This is a genomic window from Xanthomonas sp. NCPPB 4037, from assembly GCF_041475695.2.
Classification (GTDB): domain Bacteria; phylum Pseudomonadota; class Gammaproteobacteria; order Xanthomonadales; family Xanthomonadaceae; genus Xanthomonas; species Xanthomonas campestris.
Genome location: NZ_CM191261.1, coordinates 3,386,009 through 3,407,999, shown reverse-complemented (window position 1 = coordinate 3,407,999; position 21,991 = coordinate 3,386,009). Strand labels below are relative to the sequence as shown.

Below are 21,991 nucleotides of genomic sequence, written 5' to 3'. Positions count from 1 at the left end.
GAGGACTGCATGCGGCACGGTTTGCCGAGCAGCTTATTGCTGGATCACCCGGCGCTGCTCGTCCTGCTGCTGGGCCTGCGGATGCGCGTGCTGCTGGTTCTGCTGCTGCAGCTGGCCGACATTGGTCTGCGCCGGTTCGTTGGCCGCGGCCGCCGTCTGCACATGGCTACGCAGATGGGTGGGGTCGTCCATGCGGCCCTGCACCGCGATCAGGCTATCGCCATCGCGGTTGGGCACCAGATGATCGATCCGCTGCAGGCCGTCGTTGCCTGCACGCGCGGCCACGCTGGCGGCAGTGTTGAGAAACGCGGTGTCGTCGCGCAGCCCCAGCCGCTCGCGCTGGCCATCCAGTTGCACCACGGCATCGTTGAACAGCTGGCTGCCCGGCTGCAGCGACGCGCCGCGTGCCTGGTCGGGCGATTGCATGTCCTGCGCCTTGATCACCGAGTCCATCCCGTGCAGGTCCAGGCGGTGCTTGAGCATCATGCCGGGTACCAGCCGCTGCCCGAACGACAGCGGGTCCGGCTCCGGCAATTCGATCTGGTGGCCAGCCGCATTGGGCATCGTCCACTTCAGCGGAATGCTGTCTTCCTGCAGATGGGTGAGGATTTCGTTCTTGACGTGGTAGCCGCGAATCAACTCCTCGCTGGCGTACTGCTTGGCTGCCGACGCATCCAGGCCCTCGCGTTCGAGGGTACGGTCGTTGACGCCGGCCGCGTTGTACGTCACTGCGGGAATGTCGTTGACCATGGCCGATGCCGATGCCAGACCACCGCCCAACGAATGGCCGGAGATCACCACCTGGTCGCCGAAGGCCTGTTTGGCCTGGCTGCCGAGCTGGATTGCCGATGCGTATTGCGCATCGTCGAAGCCCAGGCCCTGGCCGATGTTGTGCTTCCAGTCCTTGCCTTCGTCGGTCCCGCAAAAACCGAGTACCACCTGGCCTTGATCGTTGCGATAGAACGCGGCATCGAAGCCGCTTTTGGCGTCGTGCAGCAGTGCCGGATCGATGCCGGCCTGCTGCAGCGCACTGTCGTCCATGCGCGACCAGCCGTTGGCCAGCGGCGCAAAGGTTTCGGCGCCGCCTTCACGGCGTTGATTGGCAGTGGCATACAGATCTTGCAGCAGCTCCGGAAATTGCCGGTCCTGCGGCTGCGGTTGCTGTCCGCGCATCGACTCTGCGAACGGAGTGGATGCGGCGGTGGAGGATGTGGGTTCTGACGGGGGCATGCGCGGTTCCTTGCGTGCGTCGTACGGAAAGCGCGCTTAGCGGCTGCTTTCCACGGGAATGTTGTGAGCGCTCAACCATGCGCGCACATCCGATCTGACCTGTTGTCCGGTGGCGTTGAGCAGACGGTCCGGCGTGGTGAAGAAATACGCCTGGAAGGTCTTCTGCTGTGCATTGCGCACCGTGGGGTCCACGCCGGCCTTGAGCAATTGCAACACTGTCGGGCTGGCGGCGCCGCTCTGCGCGGCCAGATGCAGCAGGCTGTTACCGGTATGGTCGACGCGCTGCACGCCGGCGCCTGCGTCCAGCAACAGCCCGATCTGCGCCTCGCGCTTGCTTTGCACCGCGCGAAACAGCGGCGTCCAGCCGGCACGCGCGCTGACCACATCGATCGGTGCCTTGTGCTGCAGCAGAATCTTCAGGTATTCCGGGTCCTGCGCCATGGCGGCCATGTGCACGACCGTTTCCTGGTCCATGCCCGGCAACGCCGGGTCCGCGCCCGCATCGAGCAGCGCGTCAAGGGCGCGTGGTTGTTCGTTCCAGATCGCCCATTCCAGCAAGGTCACGTTCTGATCGCCATGTGCGGCTAGATCGACGGTGGGGGCGAGCGTTTTGATCCGTGCGATGTCGCCGTGCGCGATGGCGTTGGCGATGTCGGTCAGACCGGGGTCGCGGAAAGCGACGGCATGGTCCTGCAGCGTAGCTGACATGGTGGTTTGCTCCTTGGCACCGGGCGAGGCGGTGCATGAGACCGCGAAGAACGAGGTCGCAAGAACGAGCAGGGTGGGGAATCGCGTCTGCATCGAAATCTCCTTCTCCTGATCGCATTCCTGATGACGCTGCGGCACGTCCCGCCACAGCGGGGCCGATCCTACCAGCTGTAAAAATCCCAAGCGGTAAGATTTCGTGACATAGGCGCGTAGGCCGGGCGTCTGGCCGGGTCCGCTTGGCCACGGACCGTGTTGATGGGCGCGCGGGCGTCTTCGTCACCTGCGCGGGCACTGCGCCACAGCCGACGGTCACGACCGGGCCGGCATAATGGCGCTTTGCAAGCAGATGGATGCAATGGCGTACGAGCTACTGATCAGTGACTGCGATGGGGTTCTTGTCGACAGCGAAATCCTGGCCGACCGGGTAATGCGTGAGGCGCTGGCAGCGTTCGTGCCGGCCGAGCCGTTGGAACATCTGCTGGAAACCACGTTCGGGCAGACCACGCGCGAGGTATTGCGGCGGGTGGAAGAACACTTTGCGCTGCAGTTGCCGGAAACCTTGCTGGCGCAGATCCAGGCGCGCAGCGAAGCCTTGATCGCCGCCGAGGTGCAGCCGATTGCGGGCGTGCGACAGGCGCTGGAGCAGATCCCGCTGCCGCTGGCGGTAGCCTCCAATAGCCGCCGCCACAACGTGATTGCATCGGTGGAGCGTGCCGGGCTCACGGCGCGTGCGGCAGGTCGGATCTTCAGCGCCGACATGGTGGAGCGGCCCAAGCCGGCGCCAGATGTGTACCTGCTGGCTGCGCGCACGGCCGGTATAGCACCGGAGCGTTGCCTGGTGATCGAAGACAGCCCCACCGGTGCGACTGCCGCACTGGCGGCCGGCATGCAGGTGCTGGGCTTTACCGGTGCCAGCCATATTCCGCAAGGGCACGGCGACACCCTGCGACGGATCGGCGTGCTGGAGGTGTTCGACGATATGCGCGATTTGCGCGCGTTGTTCGAGCGGCTCGCGCAAACGCGCGCTGGTTGAGGGTGTCGCGTCGTCGCATCGTTTGGCTGCAATTTAATGCTTAGATCAAAAGCCTGGTCGGTCGCGCGTGCGGTGCCCTCACCGCTTGCGGGACACGCCGCAAGTACGTCCCTGTAGGCTCGGTGGCGGCATCCATGCCGCCACACGGTCCCGCAAGCGATGAGGGCACCGCCCCAGAGAGTTGGTTGATAGCTAGGTGAAAAGCGGGCCATCTCGCTAGTTGCATTGGCTTACTGGTGCGGGTCGCAACAACAGGAGAGTTAGCGAATTAGAAGCGGCTCATGCATTGCTTGCATCTTGCACACCGACCATCTCGACTGGTCCTTGCCCGCCCACCGTCGCGGGACCTTACGCGGCATAGATGCCGCGTAAGAGCTTACAAGGACGTACTTGCAGCGTGTCCCGCGATGGTGGGCGGGCGGGCCCTGCAGCCAAGCCACAGATCAGCCTGTCCAGCTTGTGACGTGGCTCGCGACGGTGAGCGAGCAGGCCTTGCAGCCAAGCCGCAGATCAGCCGCTCTACCTTGCGGCGTGTCCCCCGATGGTGGGCGGGCAAGGGCCCTCCAGCAAATCCGCAGATCAATCGCTCTGCAACCAATCTGCCGCACTGTCCAATCGCGTAAAGAAAACCGCGATCCCGCGTCCACATCAACGCAACAGGGCGCGATTCGCATCGCGCCCTGTTGCGTGTGCATCTATCGATCACGATTACCGATCAACAGCAGCGGAACCCGCTCTTGCCGCCGTAACGCGCTTCCTGGCGTTCGCGGAAAAACGCCGGGTAGTCCATCACCGGTTTGTCCGGATGTTTCTCCAGCATGTGGCGCACGTAGTTGTCGTAGTCCGGGATGCCGCAGCACAGGCGTGCGGTCTGCACCAGGCGGCGCCAGATGCGGCGATGGGCCTGGTATTGGCTGGCAAGAACGAGTTGAGTGCCCATTACAGATCCGCCATCTGGTGTGGCTGCAGTGCCACGTACGGGGTCTCGCGATCGCTGCGCTGCGGGCTGCGGCGGGCGACCACGATCGTTTTGACTGCGTAGATCAGGATCGAGCCCACCACGAACAGGAACAGCACCGTCAGCCCGGTGTTGACGTAGGCGTTGGTGACGATCTGCTGCATCTGCGGCACGGTCTTGGCCGGTGCGGTGATGGTGTTGCTGGCGATGGCGGCTTGATACTTGTGCGCCTGCGCCAGGAAACCCTGCGCCGGGTTGCTGTCGAAGATCTTGATCAGACCGGCGTAGGTCGTGCACAGCAACAGCCACAGCGCCGGCACGATGGTGACCCAGGCGTAGCGGTCACGCTTCATCTTGAACAGCACCACCGTGCCCAGCATCAACGCGATGCCGGCCAGCATCTGGTTGGAGATGCCGAACAACGGCCACAGCGTCTGGATACCGCCGAACGGATCGATCACGCCGGTGTAGAGCAGGTAGCCCCACAACGCCACGCAACCGGCGGTGGCGATGATGTTGGCGGTCCACGATTCGGTCTTCTTCAGCGCCGGGATGAAGTTGCCCAGCAGGTCCTGCAGCATGAAGCGGCCGGCACGCGTGCCCGCGTCCACTGCGGTGAGGATGAACAACGCTTCGAACAGGATCGCGAAGTGGTACCAGAACGCCATCGTGTTCTCGCCCGGCAGCACGTGGTGCAGGATCTGCGCGATGCCTACCGCCAGCGTGGGTGCACCACCGGCGCGCGCCAGGATGCTGTGCTCGCCGATGTCGCGCGCGGTGGCTTCCAGCACTTCCGGGGTGATTGCAAAGCCCCATTCGCTGACCTTGGCAGCCACTGCCACGGTATCGCTGCCGACCAACGAGGCCGGGCTATTCATCGCGAAGTAGATGCCGGGTTCGATGATCGACGCGGCCACCAGCGCCATGATCGCCACGAACGATTCCATCAACATGCCGCCGTAGCCGATGTAGCGCATGTGCGCTTCGTTGGCGAGCAGCTTGGGCGTGGTGCCGGAGGCGATCAACGCGTGGAAGCCGGACACCGCACCGCAGGCGATGGTGATGAACAGGAACGGGAAGATGCCGCCCTTCCACACCGGGCCATCGCCACTGGCAGCGAACTGCGTGAGCGCCGGCATCTTGAGGTCGGGCATCACGATCAGGATGCCGATCGCCAGGCCCAGGATGGTGCCGATCTTGAGGAAGGTGGACAGATAGTCGCGCGGTGCCAGCAGCAGCCATACCGGCAGCACCGAGGCGATGAAGCCGTAGCCGATCAACATCCAGGTGATCTGCTTGGCGGTGAAGGTGAAGGCCGGGCCCCAGGTCGGGTCGGCGGCCACCTGGCCACCCAGCCAGATCGCACCCAGCAGCAGGATCAATCCCACCACAGAAATCTCGCCGATCTTGCCGGGGCGGATGTAGCGCATGTACACGCCCATCATGATCGCGATGGGCATCGTCGCGATCACTGTGAACATGCCCCACGGGCTCTCGGCCAAGGCCTTCACCACCACCATCGCCAGCACCGCCAGGATGATGATCATGATCAGGAAGGCGCCGAACAGCGCGATGGTGCCGGGCACCTGGCCCATCTCTTCGCGCACCAGGTCGCCGAGCGAGCGGCCATTGCGGCGCGTGGACAGGAACAGCACCATGAAGTCCTGCACCGCGCCGGCCAGCACCACGCCAACCACCAGCCACAGCAGTCCGGGCAGGTAGCCCATCTGGGCGGCGAGCACCGGGCCGACCAGGGGCCCGGCGCCGGCGATCGCGGCGAAGTGGTGCCCGAACAGCACGTGCTTGTTGGTGGGCACGTAGTCCAGGCCGTCGTTATTGGTCACCGCCGGGGTGGCGCGGGTGGGGTCGAGCTGCATCACCTTGTCGGCGATGAACAGGCCATAGAAGCGGTAGGCGATCAGATAGATCGACACCGCCGCCACCACGATCCACAACGCGTTGATGTGTTCGCCGCGCCGCAGCGCCACGGTGCCCAGGCAGAACGCGGCCAGCAGCGCCAGCGCGCCCCAGGCCAGCTTCGAGATACCTTTCATGCATGCCCCTCAGGAACGATCCCGCTAAGGGTCCTCCCGCCGGCTGTCCGCGGTCAATGGTGCCGCCCGGGGATCAGGTAAGCCTTTGGTCGTATGGTGTCTGGCATTGCAGTGCGGCATTGCGCCTGCGCGCCGCGGCGTTTTGGAACGGTCGGTTGCACGTGTCGCGGTTGGGCGCCGCGCTGGCGGCCTCCATCATGCAAGGCATCCACTTGCGCACAGGGAGCGTTCGATGAGCGACACCACCACCTCCACGGCGGCACACGTGCTGCGGACCATTCGCGGCATGCCCACCTCCGACGGTGCCGGGGTCAAGCTGACCCGCGTGATCGGCACGCCGCAGCTGCCGGCACTGGACCCGTTCCTGATGCTGGACGAGTTCGGCACCGAACAGGCCGAAGACTACATCGCCGGCTTTCCGAGCCATCCGCACCGCGGCTTCGAGACCGTCACGTACATGCTCGACGGGCGCATGCGGCACAAGGACAACCACGGCAACGAGGGCCTGCTGACTCCGGGCAGCGTGCAGTGGATGACCGCCGGGCGCGGCCTGATCCATTCGGAAATGCCCGAGCAGGAATCCGGGCGCATGCGTGGTTTCCAGCTGTGGGTGAATCTGCCCGCGCGCGACAAGATGAGCGACCCCAAGTATCAGGAATACGCGCCGGACAAGATCCCGGTCGCGCATCCGGCCGCGGGCGTCACGGTCAAGGTGATTGCCGGCGCGGTAGGCGATGTGCACGGGCCGATCGTGCAGCCGGCCACCGAGCCGGTGTACCTGGATATCGCACTGGCGCCGGAGACGTCCTGGGACTATTTGCTGCCCGCCGGCCACAACGCGTTCGCGTACGCCTTCGAAGGCGCGGCCACGGTCGGCGAGGGCGAGGGCGCACGCCCGTTGCCGGCGCAGGAGCTGGCGGTGCTGGGTGGTGGCGAGCGGCTGCGGCTGCATGCCGGTGCTGCCGGCGCGCGCTTGATCCTGGTCGCCGGCCGGCCGATCAACGAGCCGGTGATGCGGCATGGCCCGTTCGTGATGAATACCAAGCAGGAATTGATGCAGGCGTTCGTCGATTTCCAGGAGGGGCGGTTTTGAACCGGGGCGGGTTGCCGCGTGGGAGATGCGCAGATGAGTGATCGCGCCGTCAGTGTCGTCACCGGCACGGTGCCCTACACGGTCACCATCCACGACGGCCAGCACCGCTGGATCGGCGACACCCAGCCGGCCAACGGTGGCCAGGATGCAGGGCCGGATCCAGAGGCGCAGGTGCTGGGCGCGTTGGGTGCCTGCACTGCCATCACCGTATCGATGGTGGCCGCGCGCAAGCAATGGCCATTGGCCGCGGTGCACGTGCACCTGCACCTGCATTACACCCAGCGCGACGCCGCGGGCACATCGATCACGCGGGCGATCGTGCTGGACGGCGCACTGGACGATGGCCAGCGTGCACGTCTGCTGGAGGTGGCGGAGAAGTGCCCGATCCATCGCCTGCTCACCGGCGAGGTCCGCATTGCCACCGAACTGCAGCCGCATGCGCTGATGGATCCTGCCGGCGGTTCGACACGCTAAAGCGCATTTAGCGCGCGCTGGTCGATGCCGGCGCGCAGCTGCATTAGCGCATTAAGAGCGGCTAACAAAACGTAGCGAGCAGTCGTCATGTAGGTGCGGACGGCGCGGAGGAACCGGAATGTACGTGGGTATATGCCGATTCCGAGCACCAGCCGCGCCCGCCTGGCGGCTGCGCAGTCGTTTTGATAGCTGCTCTAAGTCGTAGTGCGAAGCGATGTGGCATGACCGGCTGCTGCCGGTCTTGCCATCTGCGGGCGTTGTTTAGCGCTGCAGTGCCAGGCTGGCCGGCTGCAGGTCCATGTTCTGCACCAGCGACTGCATCGAGGCCAGTTCTTCGGTGCTGGCGCCGTCGATCCACAGCTGTGCATAGCGCTTCTTGCCCAGCTCCACAACGGTGACGCGGCGTGATTCCATGCCCGGGACCTCGCGGCCGCCCAGATCGAGCTTGTACCAGTAGAACTCCTCTTCCTGGATCTGGCCTTTTTCCGCGCGGCGGTCGCGTGCCAGCGCCATGGCCGGGTCTCGGGTGGTCAGCATCACGCCCACTACCTGGCGGCCATCGGCAGTGGTGGCTTTACAGACCAGGTAATCGGCACCGGCGAGCTGGGTCCATTGCAGGCCGGAGGCCGGCGGCAATGGCGGACAGACCGGCGCGGACTGGGCATGGGCGGTGACGGCGGCCAACAGCAATGACAGGCCGACTAGGCAGGATGCGGACTTCATTCAAGTGTTCCCCGGCGATGGATGACAATGCGGGGCGCTGTCGTCTTTCGTGCCGCTGCACCGTCTCAAGCTCCCCGCTTGAGCGTGCCGTCCACGCAACGCGCTCCGACTACGCGGGTATCACTACCACAGTTTTGTGGGCGTGCTCAAGATGGGTCGCAGTTGCGTCTGGCATCGCTTGTGTGGCGTGGCACTCCCGTTGCGAGACCTGGCACGGTTGTGTTCGCCAGTGCGAATCCGCGCATGGTTTCAGGGGTAATTGACGGGTTTGGGCGCCGGCGTTTCCGGTAGCGGAATGAACTCCTGATCGTCGCCGGGGATGGTGCCGAAGCGGCCGGCCTGCCAATCGTCCTTGGCCTGTTCGATGCGCTCTTGTGAGCTGGAGACGAAGTTCCACCACAAGTGGCGCGGGCCATCCAGTGGCTCGCCGCCGAGCAGCATCGCCTTGAGGGGGGTCTTGGCGCGCAGCCGGCCGCGCGTGCCGGCTGCGGGCACGATCAGATGCCGCGCCGGCACGTCGGCGCCATCCAGTTGCGCCTCGCCTTCCAGGATGTAGAGCGCGCGCTCGGCGTGGCCGGTGTCCAGATCGATCTCGGCATCGGCGTCCAGATCCAGCGCCACGTTGAGCGTGCCGCTGAACACCTGCACCGGCGATTCCTCGCCATAGGCGCGGCCAGCGATCACCCGCAGCCACACGCCGTTGCGGCGCTGTTGCGGCAGGCTGGTGGCGGCGTGGTGATGGAAGGCGGGCGCGGTTTCTTCGGCCGAGCGCGGCAACGCGATCCAGGTCTGCATGCCGTGCAGGGCGTGCTCGCGTGCGCGTTCGGGGCCCGGCGTGCGTTCGGAATGGGCGATGCCGCGGCCGGCGGTCATCCAGTTGACGTCGCCGGGACGGATCACCTGATCAGAGCCGAGCGTGTCGCGGTGGCCGATCTCGCCCGACCACAGGAAGGTGACGGTGGCAAGGCCGATATGCGGATGCGGGCGGACGTCGATGCCGTGATCGGGCTCCAGCACTGCCGGGCCCATGTGGTCGACGAACACGAACGGGCCGACGCTGCGCGCCTGCAGGGTCGGCACGGCGCGGCGCACCTGCAAGCCGCCAATATCGTGGACACGGGGAGCGATCAGCGTGGTCATGGCGGCGGCTCGTGCAGTGGCCAGAGCGGCAGCTTGCCATGCAGCCCGCGGCGTGGGCGCGCTGCAACGCAAGATGGAATGTTCTGTGCGTGCGGCACCTGATGGGGTGAGTGGTGGTGGCTGGTGGTGGTTGCCATGGCAGGTGGCCACGTTGGTGAATGCCGAGCATTCAAGTACCAAAGCTACGAACACCTAGACGTCGATCTTGTCGGCGTTGTCCAAGCCGCAAGACAACGGCGGCCGTGGGCTACGCGCGACAAGCTAGAAGTCAGAATCTACATGCCAGAAACGACAAGCCACATGCAACGAACCATGCATCGATGCCCGCAATTGCACGCTTGCCCCGCAGCACGCGAGCTACAGCAACGTCGGCTGCGTCTGCAGCTCGATTTCACCACGCCGTGAAGCCAGCCGGTCGGCCAGACGCGTCGGTTCGGGCAGGCGATAGGCGCGCAGCGTGCGCAGCGTCCAGTCGAGTGCGCCCTGCATCGACACGCGATGACCGGGCGAGACGATCAACGGATTGCAGCGCGGCTTGCTGCGCAGTGCCCAACCGATCTGCGCACCGGCCAGCAGGATGGGGCTGTGGTCGCCGCGGTCGCCACCGGGTTCGATGAAGGTTCCGGCCAGGCGTTGCTTGGCCACGCCGATGCTGGGCAGGCCGGTGACCACGCCAAAGTGCGCGGCGATGCCGAACCTGCGCGGATGCGCGATGCCCTGCCCATCGATGAACACCAGATCCGGCGTGCGCGACAGCAGCGCAAGCGCGCGCAGCAACGCGGGCAGCTCGCGAAAACTCAGCAGGCCGGGCACATACGGCATCGAGGTCGGCACGCGTGCGACGTGGGTTTCCAGTGGCAGCAGCGTCTGCGCATCCAGCAACACGGCCGCCGCGCGCGTGGTCTGGCCATCGTCTTCGAAGCCCACATCGAAGACGGCCAGCAGCGCAGGCGTGGCGCAAACCTCATCGCGCAGCGCCACGCGCTGGGCCAGTTGCTGCTGCAACTGTCGCGCCTGGACGACGCTGCCGTCCCAACCGGCGAACACGGGGTCGATGGATGTCTGCATGGCCGCAGCATCGCGCGCACGCCGTGGCGATGCCGTGCACGCCAGGCAGGCATCGGCTGCCGCTACAATCAGCGGTTGATCGGCCCCCAATCGGAGAACCGTAGTGACCCGCAAACTCGTACTGCTGCGCCATGGCCAGAGCCAATGGAACCTGGACAACCGTTTCACCGGCTGGGTGGACGTGGATCTCACCGAGCAGGGCCGCCAGGAAGCCGCCGCGGCCGGCAAGCTGATGAAGGACGAAGGGCTGCAGTTCGATGTGGCATACACCTCGGTGCTCAAGCGCGCCGTCCACACGCTGCAGGGCGCGCTGAAGGAGCTCGACCAGGACTGGCTGCCGGTGCACAAGAGCTGGCGCCTCAACGAGCGTCACTACGGTGGCCTGCAGGGCCTGGACAAGGCCGAAACCGCGGCCAAGCACGGCGAGGAACAGGTCAAGATCTGGCGCCGTTCCTACGACATCCCACCGCCGGCCATGGACGTCACCGATCCGGGCCACCCCGGGCATGACCGCCGCTATGCCACGCTGGACCGCAATGCATTGCCGGGCACCGAGTCGCTGGCGACCACGCTGGTGCGCGTGTTGCCGTACTGGCACGACGCGATCGCCCCGCAGTTGAAGGCCGGCCAGACCGTGCTGGTCACCGCGCACGGCAACTCGTTGCGCGCGCTGTACAAGTACCTCAACGACATCTCCAACGCGCAGATCCTGGAGCTCAACATCCCCACCGGCATCCCGCTGTTGTTCGAGCTGGACGACAACCTGCAGGTGCAGAGCTACCGCTACCTGGGCGACCCGGAAGCGGCCAAGCGCGCCGCCGAAGCCGTGGCCAACCAGGGCAAGGCCAAGTAAGCCGCGCAGCGGGCGTGCACGCAGCACGCCCGCTGCCGGATTGGCCGGTGCTGCCGCCATGCATGAGGCGTGGTGGCGGTGGCCGTGATGCAGCGGCGTGCCTGTTGGCGCGCACTGCCAATGGTGCTTCTTTCATTGCGAGACATGATGTCCGGCGAACGTAAAACGCAGCAGATGAGTGCCCTGTACTGCCGCAGTTATCTGGCCACATTGGGCGTGCTGGTGGCAGGAGTCAGCGGCGCGTTTGCCGCGCTGGCAGGCGGCAGTGTCTCTGCAGAAGCCACCTGGCTGGCCTTGCTGGTGTGCCTGGCCGGTGTGCTGCTGGTGGCCTTTGGCCTGTTTGGTCCGTCGCGGCAGATGGAGTCCTGGGCGGAGGCAACGTCCAGTCACGATGCGGCGTTGGTGTTGATGGTGCTGGCGTTTCCGGTGTACCTGCTGTTGAAGCCGTTCTACAAACACTCCTAGCGCGCAGTGGTGCGTTGGAGTGCGATGCCGCAGCGGCTGGATGCGCGCGGTGGCGGACGTTAGGGCGTTCGCCTGTTGTGTGACTTTTGGGGGATCAGCGCAGTGCGCCGATTACCTACTCTTTTCGGCCGCGCGCACGCTGCGGCCCCTGTCCTGGAGAATTCAATGATCCTCAGCAAGTTCGCCCCGCTGTCCCTGGCGGTGGCCATCGCCGTGACGCTGTCCGCGTGCGGCGCCTCCGACGACACCAGCAAGCCGGCCGCCGCCGCACCTGCAGCGCCGACGCGCGTGGATGTGTCCAAGCTGGATGCGCCGATCGTGGCCTTCGGCAGCGGCGATCTGGATCCGGCCATTGCCGCATGCCAGGACCTCAACGGGTTCGTCAACGCCAAGTGGCTCAAGGCCAACCCGGTGCCGTCCGACCGCACCAGCTGGGGCAGTTTCGAAGTGCTGGCCGAGCGCTCGTTGACCATCCAGCACGCGCTGGTGGAACAACTGGCGCGCGGCAATCTGTCCGCAGGTTCGGTGGATGCCAAGATCGCCGATCTGTGGCGCACCGGCTCGGACGAGGCGGCGATCGACAAGGCCGGCATCACCCCGCTGCAGCCGCAGCTAAAAGCGATTGATGCGCTTAGCGATGCGCCGGCGATTGCCGCCTGGTTGCGCGACAGCTATGCCAAGGGCCAGGGCTTTTTGTTCTCGTTCGGCGCCAATGCCGACTACAAGAATTCCGAGCAGATGATTGCGTATGCGGGGCAGGGCGGTCTGGGCCTGCCGGAGAAGGGCTATTACACCGATCCGGCCCAGGCAAAGATCCGCGAACAGTACGTGGCTTATATCGCCCGCGTGCTGGAGCTGTCCGGCATTCCGGCAGCGCAGGCGGCCGAACAAGCCAAGGCGGTGATGGCGTTCGAGACGCAGCTGGCCAACGCCTCGCTCTCGCGCATCGAGTTGCGTGACCCGGCCAAGCGCTACAACCCGGTCGATGTGGCGGGCGCCAATGCGATCACGCCGCACTTCGATTGGCAGGCGTTCTTCAGTGCACTGAAGGTGCCGGCCGGCACCTTCTCGCTGAGCCAGCCGGAGTATTTCCGCGCGCTGGACGGCATGCTCGTCAACACGCCGGTGGATACCTGGAAAGCATATCTGCGCTTCCACAGCATCGATGAGGCAGCGCCGTACCTGGCCAAGCCGTTCGAGCAGGCCAACTTCGATTTCTATGCCAAGACGTTGCGCGGGCAGCAGGACATGCTGCCGCGCTGGAAGCGCACCTTGAACGCGGTCAACGAGGCCATGGGCGAGGCGCTGGGCCAGCTCTACGTGCAATCGGCATTCCCGGCCGAGTCAAAAGCGCAGATGCAGCAGCTGGTGCAGAACCTCTCCAATGCGCTGAAGGCGCGGCTGGAGAAGCTGGACTGGATGAGCGCGCAGACCAAGCAGCGTGCCCTGGAAAAGTGGGCCAGCTTCACGCCCAAGATCGGCTACCCGGACCAGTGGCGTGATTGGAGCGGGCTGGAAACGCGCGGCGACGGCTTCCTGGCCAACATGCAGGCCGCGCAGGCGTTCAATTACCGCTACATGCTCGACAAGATCGGCAAGCCGGTGGACAAGCGCGAGTGGCATATGACGCCGCAGACCGTTAACGCGTACTACAACGCCACCCGCAACGAGATCGTGTTCCCGGCGGCGATTCTGCAGCCGCCGTTCTTCGATCCCAAGGCCGATCCGGCGCTCAATTACGGCGGCATCGGTGCGGTGATCGGGCACGAGATGATGCATGGCTATGACGACTCCGGCAGCCAGTTCGATGCCAAGGGCAACTTCGACACGTGGTGGACCAACGCCGACCGCAAGCTGTTCACCCAGCGCACCGATCAGCTGGTGGCGCAGTTCGATGGCTACGAGGCGATTCCCGGCGTGCACGTCAAAGGCAAGCTGACCCTGGGCGAAAACATCGGTGACCTGGGCGGCCTCACCGTGGCCTACGACGCGCTGCAGATGGCGTTGCAGGAACAGCCGGCCGCCAACAAGGAGATCGACGGCCATAGCCAGGACCAGCGCTTCTTCATGAACTGGGCCACGGTGTGGCGCCGTAACTTCACCGATGGCGAGCTGCGCGTGCGCCTCAACACCGACCCGCATGCGCCGGCCAACTTCCGTGCCAACGGCGCGCCGTCCAACATGCCGGCGTTCGCACAGGCGTTCCAGTGCAAGCCGGGCGATGCGATGGTGCGCGGCGACAAGGACCGCGTGGCGATCTGGTAAGCGTGATGGACCAGCGTGCAGGCGGCGATGGTCGCCTGCACGCGTTGCGCGCGGCATGCGCGCAAGGATGAGCCCGCTGCGATGCGCTGCGTCTGCACACCAGCCTGCTCGCAGAGCCTCTAGACTGCCGCGCACTTCAACGCGGAACCGGCAGTTACCAAACGCAAGATCTTCAAGTGGGTGGGCATCGGCGTGCTGGTGCTGGCGCTGGGCAGCGTGCTGTCGCTGTATGGCTACGGCCGCTTTGCCGATCGCGAGCGCGGCCCTGCCAGCCATGCCTTGCCGATGGCGGCGCAGGCAACGCCGATCGACCAGGTGGTCGCTCCATTGCAGCAGGCGCACGCCGGCAAGACCGGCATGGTGATCCTGTCCGACAACATCGATGCGTTTGCGGTGCGCGCGTTGACCGCGCGTGCGGCCGGCCGCAGCCTGGATCTGCAGTACTACATCTGGCATGCCGACTTCACCGGCAACCTGTTGCACAACGAATTGCTGCGTGCGGCCGACCGTGGCGTGCGCGTGCGCTTACTGCTGGACGACATGAACATCCATGGCAGCGACTCGGTGCTGGCCGCGTTGGACAGCCATCCGCTGATCGAGATCCGCCTGTTCAACCCCACCCGTGCGCGCGAGGGCACGCTGATGCGCGGCGTGGAAATGGTGCTGCGCATGTTCAGCATCAACCGGCGCATGCACAACAAGGCGTGGATTGCCGATGGCCGCATCGCGGTGGTAGGTGGGCGCAATGTGGGCGACGAATATTTCGACGCCGCACGCGACACCAACTTCATGGACATGGACGCGGCCTTGATCGGCCCGACGGTGCGTGAGTCCGAGCAGGTGTTCGATGCCTACTGGAACAGCCCCAATGCGTTGCCGCTGGCGGCGCTGGTCACCGCCAAGCCGCAGGCGCTGGAGCAACTGCGCGGCAGCCTGGACGCGGGGATGGCGTCGGTGGGCGCGCACCCGTACGTGGAGCGCCTGCGCCAGTCGCCGAGCGTGCATGCCTTGATGCAGGGCAATCGCCCGGTGCATTGGGTGCAGCAGGCGCGCATCGTGGCCGACCCGCCGGAGAAGGCCGAAGGTGCGCCACCGCAACCGGACTGGATGACGCCGATCCTGATCGGCGAGATGGCCAACGCACGCCGCGAACTGAAATTGATCTCGCCTTATTTCGTGCCCGGCGACGACGGCATGCGCTGGATCAGCGGCCTGCGCAAGCGCGACGTACGCGTCAGCGTATTGACCAATTCGCTGGCCGCTAACGATGTCGTGGCCGTGCACAGCGGTTATGCGGACTACCGCATTCCGCTGCTGCAACAAGGCGTGCGCCTGCATGAGCTCAAGCCGATGGGGCGCCCGGATGGCAGCCTGTTCGGTTCCAGTGGCGCGAGCCTGCATACCAAGGCCTTCGTGGTGGATGACAGCGCCGGTTTCATCGCCTCATTCAACCTGGATCCACGCTCGATGAATCTCAACACCGAGATGGGCCTGCTGTTCGAAGACCGCACCGTGACCGCGGAGTTGGAGCGGCTGTACAACCACAAGATAAGCGCGCCGGTGAGTTACCGGGTGACGCTGGAGCAGGGTGGGTTGCGTTGGCATGACGATGCCGCGCAGCCGCCAGCGGTGTGGACGCGCGAACCGGCCGCCAGTGTGTGGCGTCGCGGCGCGGCCAAGGTGTTGGGCTGGCTGCCGCTGGATTCGCAGTTGTAACTACGGCGATAAGTAGCCGGGTTGGCTGTGGGGCAGGACTGCGCGCACTTTGCTGCGTGCCTGCTGGGCGCTTACCACGTCGTATTGGCTGGCGCATAGCGATCGCAATTACGTGCGTACGTTGACGGGCGACCGCCGGCACTGATTGCGTCCCTCGCTGGTTGAGCGCAGGCGTGACGCGATGTGCCGTAAAGCCGGCACAGTAATGTCGCGATCGAAGAGCCGACCAAGACGTTGCACGAAGCACTTGGCGCAACCGCCAGCTTTCACCGCTGCCTGTCTCAGGCCGATGCATCGCTATTGCAGTTGGGTCACGATCTCCCGCGCCATCGCGCCAAGCGGCAGGATGCGGTCTGCACCGCCGCGTTTGATCGCTTCCTTGGGCATGCCGAACACGATGCTGGTGTGCTCGTCTTGCGCGATCGTGCGTGCGCCGGCCTGGCGCATTTCCAGCAGCCCGGCCGCACCGTCGTCGCCCATGCCGGTCATGATGATGCCCAGCGCATTGCTGCCGGCCGCGCGCGCGGCCGAGCGGAACAGCACATCGACCGAGGGGCGATGCCGGTTCACCGGCGGGCCTTCCAGGACTTCGACGAAATATTGCGCGCCACTGCGGCGCAGCAGCAGATGCTTGCCGCCGGGTGCGATCAACGCACGCCCCGGCATCACGCGGTCGTTGTTGGCGGCTTCTTTCACCGCGATCTGGCACAGGCCGTTGAGGCGTGCAGCAAACGCGGCGGTGAACTTCTCCGGCATGTGCTGCACGATCACGATACCCGGGCACACGCGCGGCAAGGCGGTGAGCACTTCTTCCAGCGCCTGGGTGCCGCCGGTCGAGGTGCCGATGGCCACGATCCGCTCGGTGGTCTGCGCCAACGCACGGCCGGTTTGCGCAGGCAGGATCACATCGGCAGTGTGCTTGACCTCGGCCTCCAGCGGCGCGGCAGTGACGCGTGCGGCCAGGCGTTTGACGTTGGCGCGCGCAGCGCTGCGCACGGTGGCCACCAGCTCGTCGGCCGAGTCGGTGAGGAACTGCTTGAGTCCCAGCCGCGGCTTGGTGACCACGGCCACTGCGCCGGCGGCCAGCGCATCCATCGTCACGCGCGCGCCTTTTTCGGTGAGCGTGGAGCAGATCACCACCGGGGTGGGGCGCTCGCTCATGATCTTGCGCAGGAAGGTGATGCCATCCATGCGCGGCATTTCCACATCCAGCACGATCACGTCCGGCCACTGCTGGCGCATTTTTTCGATGGCCAGCAACGGGTCGGCAGCGGTGGCGATGACCTCGATGCCGGGCGCTTCGTTGAGCACGCCCACCAGCACCTGGCGTACCACCGCCGAATCATCGACCACCATCGCCTTGATGGTCTGGGACTGCGGGATGGGGCGGTTGAACGCTGTGGACACGGTGGATCCCTGGCTCAGGCTTTACGGAAGATCGACGGTGCCACCTGGATGAGATCGATGTCGAGCTCGCTCAGGCTTTCCGAATGGCCGATGCAGAAGTGCCCGCCCGGTTTGAGGTTGGCCAGCACGCGCAGGATCACTTCGCGCTTGGTCTGGCCATTGAAATAAATCATCACGTTGCGCAGGAAGATCACATCGAAGCTGCCCAGCATCGGCAACGCGGCGTTGAGGTTTGCATGCACGAACTTGACCCGGTCACGCAGGCGGCGCTCCACCAGCAAGGTGCCGGCGTACTCGCCCTGGCCACGCAGGCAGTAGCGCTTGAGATACGCCTGCGGAATGCCGTCGATGCGCTGCAGGGCGTAGTGGCCGGTGCGGGCCTTGGCCACCACGCGGCTGCTGATGTCGGTGCCGACCACCTCGAACGCACGGCCTTGCAGCGCGTCGTCGAGCACCATCGCCATGCTGTAGGCCTCTTCGCCGGTGGAACTGGCCGCGCTCCAGCAGCGCAGCGGTAACCCGCCACGGTGATCGCCAGCCAGGCGGCGCAGCAGGTCGAAGTGCTTGGGCTCGCGGAAGAAATAGGTTTCGTTGGTAGTGAGCAGGTCGATCGCGGTCTGGATCTCGTCGCGGTCCTGCCGGCTTTCCAGCAACTGCAGGTATTGGGTGTAGTTGTCGAACTGATGCTCGCGCAGGCGCTTGCCCAGCCGGCCGCACAACATGGCTTTCTTGCCGGAAGAAATGCTGATGCCGGCGGCTTCGAAAATGAAGCGCTGAAAGCGCCCGAATTCCTGTTCGGTGATCGCGGTCGACGTGCTCATGGGCTCAGACAAGGTCGGCATCAGTGGGAAGCTCGCTGCTGCAGAGACGAGCGATGCGGCTGGCGTGTTCGCGCCACCACTCCGACAACATCGGGCCGGGCATCGGGGAGGCCATCAGGTAGCCCTGGGCCAGGTCGCAGCCGAGCTCGCGGAGCAGGCGCCAGTCGTCGGGGGTTTCCACGCCCTCGGCCACGGCAGTGAGTTCCAGCCGGTGGGCCAGCTCCAGCGTGGATTCCAGCACGGTGCGCTGGCTGCGGCTGCGGTGCGCGGCATGCACGAAGCTGCGGTCGAGTTTGAGCTCGGTAAACGGGATGCTGGCCAGCCGCTGCAACGAGGAAAAGCCGGTGCCGTAATCGTCGATGGACAGGCCGAACCCATGCAGGCGCAGCCGCGCCAGCATGCTCAGCGCATTGGCCGGCTCCACGATGGCGCTTTCGGTGAGTTCCAGCACCAGGTCGGCCGGTGCCAGGCCGTTGTCGGCCAGCTTGGCGCACAGGTGTTCGAGAAAATCCTGCTCGCCCAGCAGATTGGGCGACAGGTTCAATGCCAGCGTGAGTTGCAGGCCTTCGGCGCGCCAGTCCACCAATTGCGCAACCGCCTTGTCGATCACCTGCTGGGTGAGTGCGTGAATCAGACCTTCGCGCTCGGCCAAGGGAATGAAGCGGTCCGGGCCGATCATGTCGCCTTGCGGGCGGCGCCAGCGCGCCAGCGCCTCCACGCCGCGCAGGCGGCCGTCGCGCAGGTCCAGCTTGGGCTGGTAGGCCACGCGGATTTCGCCGCGCCGCATGGCGCGATCCAGCCGCGAGGCCGCCGCACCGCCACTGGAGAGCAGCGGCGAGATCGGCGTGGACAGCGCGGTGGTGGTCTCGGCGAGCGGTTCGGGGATGCAGTCCAGCGTGGTGGCCAGGTCCTGCAGGCGCAGTGGTTTTTCCAGGCCGGCGAGCACGCGCACACCGGCGCTGCGGCTGAGTTGCATCACCGCATCGATCAGCGCGCCGCCGCGTTGCGAGACCACCACCACCGGCACGCTGTGCTGGCCGCGTGCCAGTGCATCGAGCAGCTGCACGCCGTCCATCCCCGGCATTTCCAGGTCGATCAACAGCAGCGATGGTGCGCTGGCGCGGCTCAGCCAGTCGAGCGCGGCGTGGCCGTCGCCGGCACCTTCCACCACGCTGGCGCCCAATTGGCGGCACAGCGCCATGGCGTGTTCGCGCTGGACCACGCTGTCGTCGACCACCAGGACCGGGCCGGCCAGTGCGCAGTTGCAGGAAAGAAGTGGAGAGTGCATGAGAGTCCTGGCGTGCACGGAAAGAGTCAGGCCGCCAGCGCGGCGTCGGGCAGCTGCGCCGGCGCGTCGTTGGCCAGCACGGCGTCGGCATCCAGCAGGATCACGAAGCGCTCGTCGCGCTTGGCCATGCCGTGGATGAAATCGCGATGGATGCCGGCGCCGAAGCTGGGCGCATCGGCAATGTCGGCGGGCGCGATCTCCACCACTTCGCTGACCGCGTCCACCAGCAAGCCCAACACCTGCTGCTCACCGGCGCGTGCGATCTCCACGATCACGATGCAGCTGCGTTTGGTGATGGCGCTCGCACTGCGGCCAAAGCGCAGCTGCACGTCCATCACCGGCACCACCGCACCACGCAGGTTGATCACCCCACGCAGCGCCGGCGGCATCATCGGCACTTCGGTTGGAATGCGGTATTCAATGATTTCCTTGATGCCCAGGATGCCCAGGCCAAACATCTCACCGCCCAACAGGAAGGTGAGGTATTGCTGGGGTGCGGGCATGGCGGGCGCGCCACCAGTCTCTACGCTGCGCTGTTGCATCGTCGATTCCTCAGAAGCTGGCGAACTGGGATTCGTCGATCACATCGGCGGCGACCGCCGCGCTGATCGGACGCACGTTGGCGCGGCGCAGCGGCAGGCTGGCGGCAGGCGCAACCCGACGTTGCACCGGCTTGGCCGCCGGCACATTGCCACGCCCACCGTTACCCAGCCGGAAGAAGCCCATCAACTGCTGCAACTGCTCGGCCTGCGCGCTCATTTCTTCCGAGGTGGCGGCCAGTTCTTCGGCATTGGCCGCGGCGGATTGGGTGGTCTGGTTCAACTGGCCCACTGCGGTGTTGATCTGGCTGACACCGGCGGTCTGTTCTTCGGACGCTGCCGCGATCTCCTGCACCAGATCGGAGGTGCGGCGGATCGAAGGCACCATCTCGCCCAGCACGCGGCCGGCGCTTTCGGCCAGTTCCACGCTGGACCCGGCCACTTCGCCGATTTCCTGCGCGGCGATCTGGCTGCGCTCGGCCAGCTTGCGTACCTCTGCGGCCACCACCGCAAAGCCCTTGCCGTGCTCGCCGGCGCGTGCGGCTTCGATCGCGGCATTGAGCGCCAGCAGATTGGTCTGGTAGGCGATGTCGTCGATGATGCCGATCTTCTTGGCGATGTCCTTCATCGCCACCACCGTGGCGCGCACGGTGTCGCCACCGTCGGCCGCTTCGCTGGCGGCTTTGGCGGCCATGCTGTCGGTGACGCGGGCGTTTTCGGTGTTCTGTGCAATGGAAGCAGTCATCTGCTCCAGCGAGGCGCTGGTTTCTTCCACGCCGGCAGCCTGTTCGCTGGCGGCCTGGGCCAGTGCCTGCGCGGTGGCACTGACTTGTTCCGATGCGCTGGCCAGGTTCTCGGCGTTGCGGTTGACCTCATCGACGATCTCGGTGAGGCGGCTCATGGTGGTGTTGACGTAGCGCTGCATGTCGGCGAATGCGCCTTCATAGCGGCCTTCCACGGTGTGGGTGAGGTCGCCCTCGGCCATCGCGCCCATCACCTGGATCACCTCGGAGATGCTGCGCAGGTTGCCGCGGGCACATTCGATGGTGTCGTTGATGAAGGCCTTCTTGCCGGGCAGCTGCGCCAGCGGCGCGTCGAAGTTGCCGCGGCCGAACTCTGCCACCACGCCCATCGCCAGCTTCTTCACCGCGATATGCGCACCGACCATCTCGTTGATGCCGGTGGCCATGCTGCGGAAGTCACCGTCGAAGCGCGCGGTATCGATCACCACATCGATGTCGCCGGCTTCGTGCTCGGCCGACATGTGGTTGATCTCGCGGATCAAGCCGGTGAGGTTGCCGCGCACCTGATCGATGGTCTCGTTGATGAAGCGCTTCTTGCCCGGCAGCTGCGGCAGTTGTGCGGTGAAGTTGCCGCGGCCGAACTCGGCCACGCAGGCGATCGCCTGCTTCTTGACCGCGATATGTCCTGCCACCATCGCATTGATGCCTTCGGCCATGCGACGGAAATCGCCGGTGAAGCGCTGCGTGTCGATCACGACGTCGATATCGCCGGCATCGTGTTCGACCGCCATGCGGTTGACTTCGGCGACCAGGCCGGTGAGGTTGCCGCGGATCTGGTCCACCACCTCGTTGATGAAGGCCTTCTTGCCCGGCAGGCGTTCCAGCTCGGCGGAGAAATTGCCGCGGGCGAATTCGGCCACGCAGGCCATGGCCTGCTTCTTCACCGCGATATGGCTGGTGACCATGCGGTTGATGCCGTCGCCCATGGCGCGGAAGTCACCATCAAACCGTGCCACATCGATGCGCGCATCGATCTCCCCGGCGTCGTGTTCGTGCGAGACACGGTTGATTTCGTCGTTGACGTGGCGGATGCCGCTCTGCACCTTGCGCAGGCCGCGCAACACTTCACAGGCCTGCTCGTCGCGCACCTGCGGCAGGGCGACATCGAAGTTGCCGCGGGCGAAGGCGTCCAGCGTGGTGGTGGCGATCTCCAGCGAGCCGGTAGCGGTGCGGATCGACCAGGCCAGCAGCGCACCGCTGGCGAGTGCAGCCAGCACGCTCGCCGCCAGCAGTGCAGCATGCGACAGCGTGAGTGCGAAGCCGGCAACCACCACCACAACCGGCAGGGCAATGGCGAAAGCGGCGGTGAACCACAGTTGGGTGGCGATCGGGAGACGGTGCGACATGGTGGCA

Annotated in this window: 19 protein-coding genes and 1 other RNA gene; 7 read left to right on the top strand and 13 right to left on the bottom strand. The window is 65.7% G+C overall.

The window, feature by feature from the left end; all coding sequences use genetic code 11:
- Positions 1–33: 33 nt before the first annotated feature.
- Both ACCQ01_RS15220 and ACCQ01_RS15215 read right to left on the bottom strand, forming a co-directional pair.
- Positions 34–1,230: a Tle-like phospholipase domain-containing protein gene (locus tag ACCQ01_RS15220; RefSeq protein WP_228431680.1), complete on the bottom strand. Its 1,197-nt coding sequence runs from the start codon at positions 1,228–1,230 to the stop codon at positions 34–36.
- Between the two features lie 36 nt (positions 1,231–1,266).
- Positions 1,267–2,076, bottom strand: coding sequence for an ankyrin repeat domain-containing protein (locus ACCQ01_RS15215; protein WP_228431681.1), 810 nt, complete (start codon positions 2,074–2,076; stop codon positions 1,267–1,269).
- A gap of 190 nt (positions 2,077–2,266) precedes the next feature.
- Here ACCQ01_RS15215 and ACCQ01_RS15210 point away from each other — a divergent pair, with 190 nt between their 5' ends.
- Positions 2,267–2,971, top strand: coding sequence for an HAD family hydrolase (locus tag ACCQ01_RS15210; protein WP_228431682.1), 705 nt, complete (start codon positions 2,267–2,269; stop codon positions 2,969–2,971).
- Between the two features lie 715 nt (positions 2,972–3,686).
- Here ACCQ01_RS15210 and ACCQ01_RS15205 read toward each other — a convergent pair.
- A complete protein-coding gene (locus tag ACCQ01_RS15205; RefSeq protein ID WP_014508400.1) occupies positions 3,687–3,911 on the bottom strand; it encodes a YbdD/YjiX family protein in 225 nt (74 codons plus the stop codon).
- Positions 3,911–5,983: a carbon starvation CstA family protein gene (locus ACCQ01_RS15200; RefSeq protein WP_228431683.1), complete on the bottom strand. Its 2,073-nt coding sequence runs from the start codon at positions 5,981–5,983 to the stop codon at positions 3,911–3,913. The genes ACCQ01_RS15205 and ACCQ01_RS15200 overlap by 1 nt, the downstream gene beginning before the upstream one ends.
- Before the next feature lie 232 nt (positions 5,984–6,215).
- Between ACCQ01_RS15200 and ACCQ01_RS15195 the strand changes: the two genes are divergently transcribed.
- Positions 6,216–7,076 carry a pirin family protein gene (locus ACCQ01_RS15195; protein ID WP_228431684.1) on the top strand — a complete coding sequence of 287 codons (861 nt, stop codon included), beginning with the start codon at positions 6,216–6,218 and terminating at the stop codon, positions 7,074–7,076.
- A gap of 33 nt (positions 7,077–7,109) precedes the next feature.
- Positions 7,110–7,550, top strand: coding sequence for an OsmC family protein (locus ACCQ01_RS15190; RefSeq protein ID WP_228431685.1), 441 nt, complete (start codon positions 7,110–7,112; stop codon positions 7,548–7,550).
- 59 nt (positions 7,551–7,609) lie between these two features.
- On the opposite strand, the gene ACCQ01_RS15185 is transcribed toward ACCQ01_RS15190, so the two are convergent.
- The 4 genes from ACCQ01_RS15185 to nfi all read right to left on the bottom strand — a co-directional run bounded on the left by ACCQ01_RS15185 (position 7,610) and on the right by nfi (position 10,481).
- Positions 7,610–7,684: non-coding RNA, sX9 sRNA (locus tag ACCQ01_RS15185), on the bottom strand.
- Between the two features lie 127 nt (positions 7,685–7,811).
- Positions 7,812–8,273: a hypothetical protein gene (locus tag ACCQ01_RS15180; protein WP_011037845.1), complete on the bottom strand. Its 462-nt coding sequence runs from the start codon at positions 8,271–8,273 to the stop codon at positions 7,812–7,814.
- Between the two features lie 249 nt (positions 8,274–8,522).
- A complete protein-coding gene (locus ACCQ01_RS15175; protein ID WP_116891305.1) occupies positions 8,523–9,413 on the bottom strand; it encodes a pirin family protein in 891 nt (296 codons plus the stop codon).
- Positions 9,414–9,770: 357 nt separating this feature from the next.
- Entirely contained in the window at positions 9,771–10,481 is a 711-nt protein-coding gene (nfi, locus tag ACCQ01_RS15170) for a deoxyribonuclease V (RefSeq protein WP_228431686.1), read from the bottom strand.
- Between the two features lie 103 nt (positions 10,482–10,584).
- Between nfi and gpmA the strand changes: the two genes are divergently transcribed.
- The 4 genes from gpmA to ACCQ01_RS15150 all read left to right on the top strand — a co-directional run bounded on the left by gpmA (position 10,585) and on the right by ACCQ01_RS15150 (position 15,780).
- Positions 10,585–11,334, top strand: a complete 750-nt coding sequence (gene gpmA / locus ACCQ01_RS15165) for a 2,3-diphosphoglycerate-dependent phosphoglycerate mutase (protein ID WP_228431687.1) — start codon at positions 10,585–10,587, stop codon at positions 11,332–11,334.
- A gap of 147 nt (positions 11,335–11,481) precedes the next feature.
- On the top strand, positions 11,482–11,799 hold the full coding sequence (locus ACCQ01_RS15160; RefSeq protein ID WP_228431688.1) for a hypothetical protein: 318 nt from the start codon (positions 11,482–11,484) through the stop codon (positions 11,797–11,799).
- 165 nt (positions 11,800–11,964) lie between these two features.
- The gene (locus ACCQ01_RS15155) at positions 11,965–14,064 is read left to right on the top strand and encodes a M13 family metallopeptidase (protein ID WP_228431689.1); all 2,100 of its coding nucleotides are present in this window, start codon (positions 11,965–11,967) and stop codon (positions 14,062–14,064) included.
- 285 nt (positions 14,065–14,349) lie between these two features.
- On the top strand, positions 14,350–15,780 hold the full coding sequence (locus tag ACCQ01_RS15150) for a phospholipase D family protein (protein ID WP_228431820.1): 1,431 nt from the start codon (positions 14,350–14,352) through the stop codon (positions 15,778–15,780).
- A 297-nt stretch (positions 15,781–16,077) separates the two neighbouring features.
- Here the strand turns inward: ACCQ01_RS15150 and ACCQ01_RS15145 are convergent, their stop codons facing one another.
- The 5 genes from ACCQ01_RS15145 to ACCQ01_RS15125 are packed head-to-tail and all read right to left on the bottom strand — an operon-like array spanning position 16,078 to position 21,984.
- Positions 16,078–17,205, bottom strand: coding sequence for a protein-glutamate methylesterase/protein-glutamine glutaminase (locus tag ACCQ01_RS15145; RefSeq protein ID WP_012437834.1), 1,128 nt, complete (start codon positions 17,203–17,205; stop codon positions 16,078–16,080).
- Positions 17,202–18,008, bottom strand: a complete 807-nt coding sequence (locus tag ACCQ01_RS15140) for a CheR family methyltransferase (RefSeq protein WP_014508387.1) — start codon at positions 18,006–18,008, stop codon at positions 17,202–17,204. Before ACCQ01_RS15140 ends, ACCQ01_RS15145 begins: the two co-directional genes overlap by 4 nt.
- A 4-nt stretch (positions 18,009–18,012) precedes the next feature.
- A complete protein-coding gene (locus ACCQ01_RS15135; RefSeq protein WP_115556429.1) occupies positions 18,013–19,296 on the bottom strand; it encodes an EAL domain-containing response regulator in 1,284 nt (427 codons plus the stop codon).
- 26 nt (positions 19,297–19,322) lie between these two features.
- Entirely contained in the window at positions 19,323–19,838 is a 516-nt protein-coding gene (locus ACCQ01_RS15130; RefSeq protein WP_011037832.1) for a chemotaxis protein CheW, read from the bottom strand.
- A 10-nt stretch (positions 19,839–19,848) separates the two neighbouring features.
- Positions 19,849–21,984 (bottom strand): methyl-accepting chemotaxis protein, encoded by a 2,136-nt coding sequence (locus ACCQ01_RS15125; protein ID WP_228431690.1) that lies wholly within the window; start codon positions 21,982–21,984, stop codon positions 19,849–19,851.
- Positions 21,985–21,991: the final 7 nt, after the last annotated feature.

Bases quoted from the DNA above. Each gene is read 5' to 3' on its own strand.
- ACCQ01_RS15135 (WP_115556429.1), bottom strand. From the start codon at position 19,296: ATGCACTCTCCACTTCTTTCCTGCAACTGCGCACTGGCCGGCCCGGTC.
- ACCQ01_RS15190 (WP_228431685.1), top strand. From the start codon at position 7,110: ATGAGTGATCGCGCCGTCAGTGTCGTCACCGGCACGGTGCCCTACACG.
- ACCQ01_RS15180 (WP_011037845.1), bottom strand. From the start codon at position 8,273: ATGAAGTCCGCATCCTGCCTAGTCGGCCTGTCATTGCTGTTGGCCGCC.
- ACCQ01_RS15195 (WP_228431684.1), top strand. From the start codon at position 6,216: ATGAGCGACACCACCACCTCCACGGCGGCACACGTGCTGCGGACCATT.
- ACCQ01_RS15150 (WP_228431820.1), top strand. From the start codon at position 14,350: ATGGCGGCGCAGGCAACGCCGATCGACCAGGTGGTCGCTCCATTGCAG.
- ACCQ01_RS15160 (WP_228431688.1), top strand. From the start codon at position 11,482: ATGTCCGGCGAACGTAAAACGCAGCAGATGAGTGCCCTGTACTGCCGC.
- ACCQ01_RS15200 (WP_228431683.1), bottom strand. From the start codon at position 5,983: ATGAAAGGTATCTCGAAGCTGGCCTGGGGCGCGCTGGCGCTGCTGGCC.
- ACCQ01_RS15140 (WP_014508387.1), bottom strand. From the start codon at position 18,008: ATGAGCACGTCGACCGCGATCACCGAACAGGAATTCGGGCGCTTTCAG.
- ACCQ01_RS15130 (WP_011037832.1), bottom strand. From the start codon at position 19,838: ATGCAACAGCGCAGCGTAGAGACTGGTGGCGCGCCCGCCATGCCCGCA.
- ACCQ01_RS15155 (WP_228431689.1), top strand. From the start codon at position 11,965: ATGATCCTCAGCAAGTTCGCCCCGCTGTCCCTGGCGGTGGCCATCGCC.
- ACCQ01_RS15175 (WP_116891305.1), bottom strand. From the start codon at position 9,413: ATGACCACGCTGATCGCTCCCCGTGTCCACGATATTGGCGGCTTGCAG.
- ACCQ01_RS15205 (WP_014508400.1), bottom strand. From the start codon at position 3,911: ATGGGCACTCAACTCGTTCTTGCCAGCCAATACCAGGCCCATCGCCGC.
- ACCQ01_RS15220 (WP_228431680.1), bottom strand. From the start codon at position 1,230: ATGCCCCCGTCAGAACCCACATCCTCCACCGCCGCATCCACTCCGTTC.
- ACCQ01_RS15210 (WP_228431682.1), top strand. From the start codon at position 2,267: ATGGCGCTTTGCAAGCAGATGGATGCAATGGCGTACGAGCTACTGATC.
- ACCQ01_RS15125 (WP_228431690.1), bottom strand. From the start codon at position 21,984: ATGTCGCACCGTCTCCCGATCGCCACCCAACTGTGGTTCACCGCCGCT.
- nfi (WP_228431686.1), bottom strand. From the start codon at position 10,481: ATGCAGACATCCATCGACCCCGTGTTCGCCGGTTGGGACGGCAGCGTC.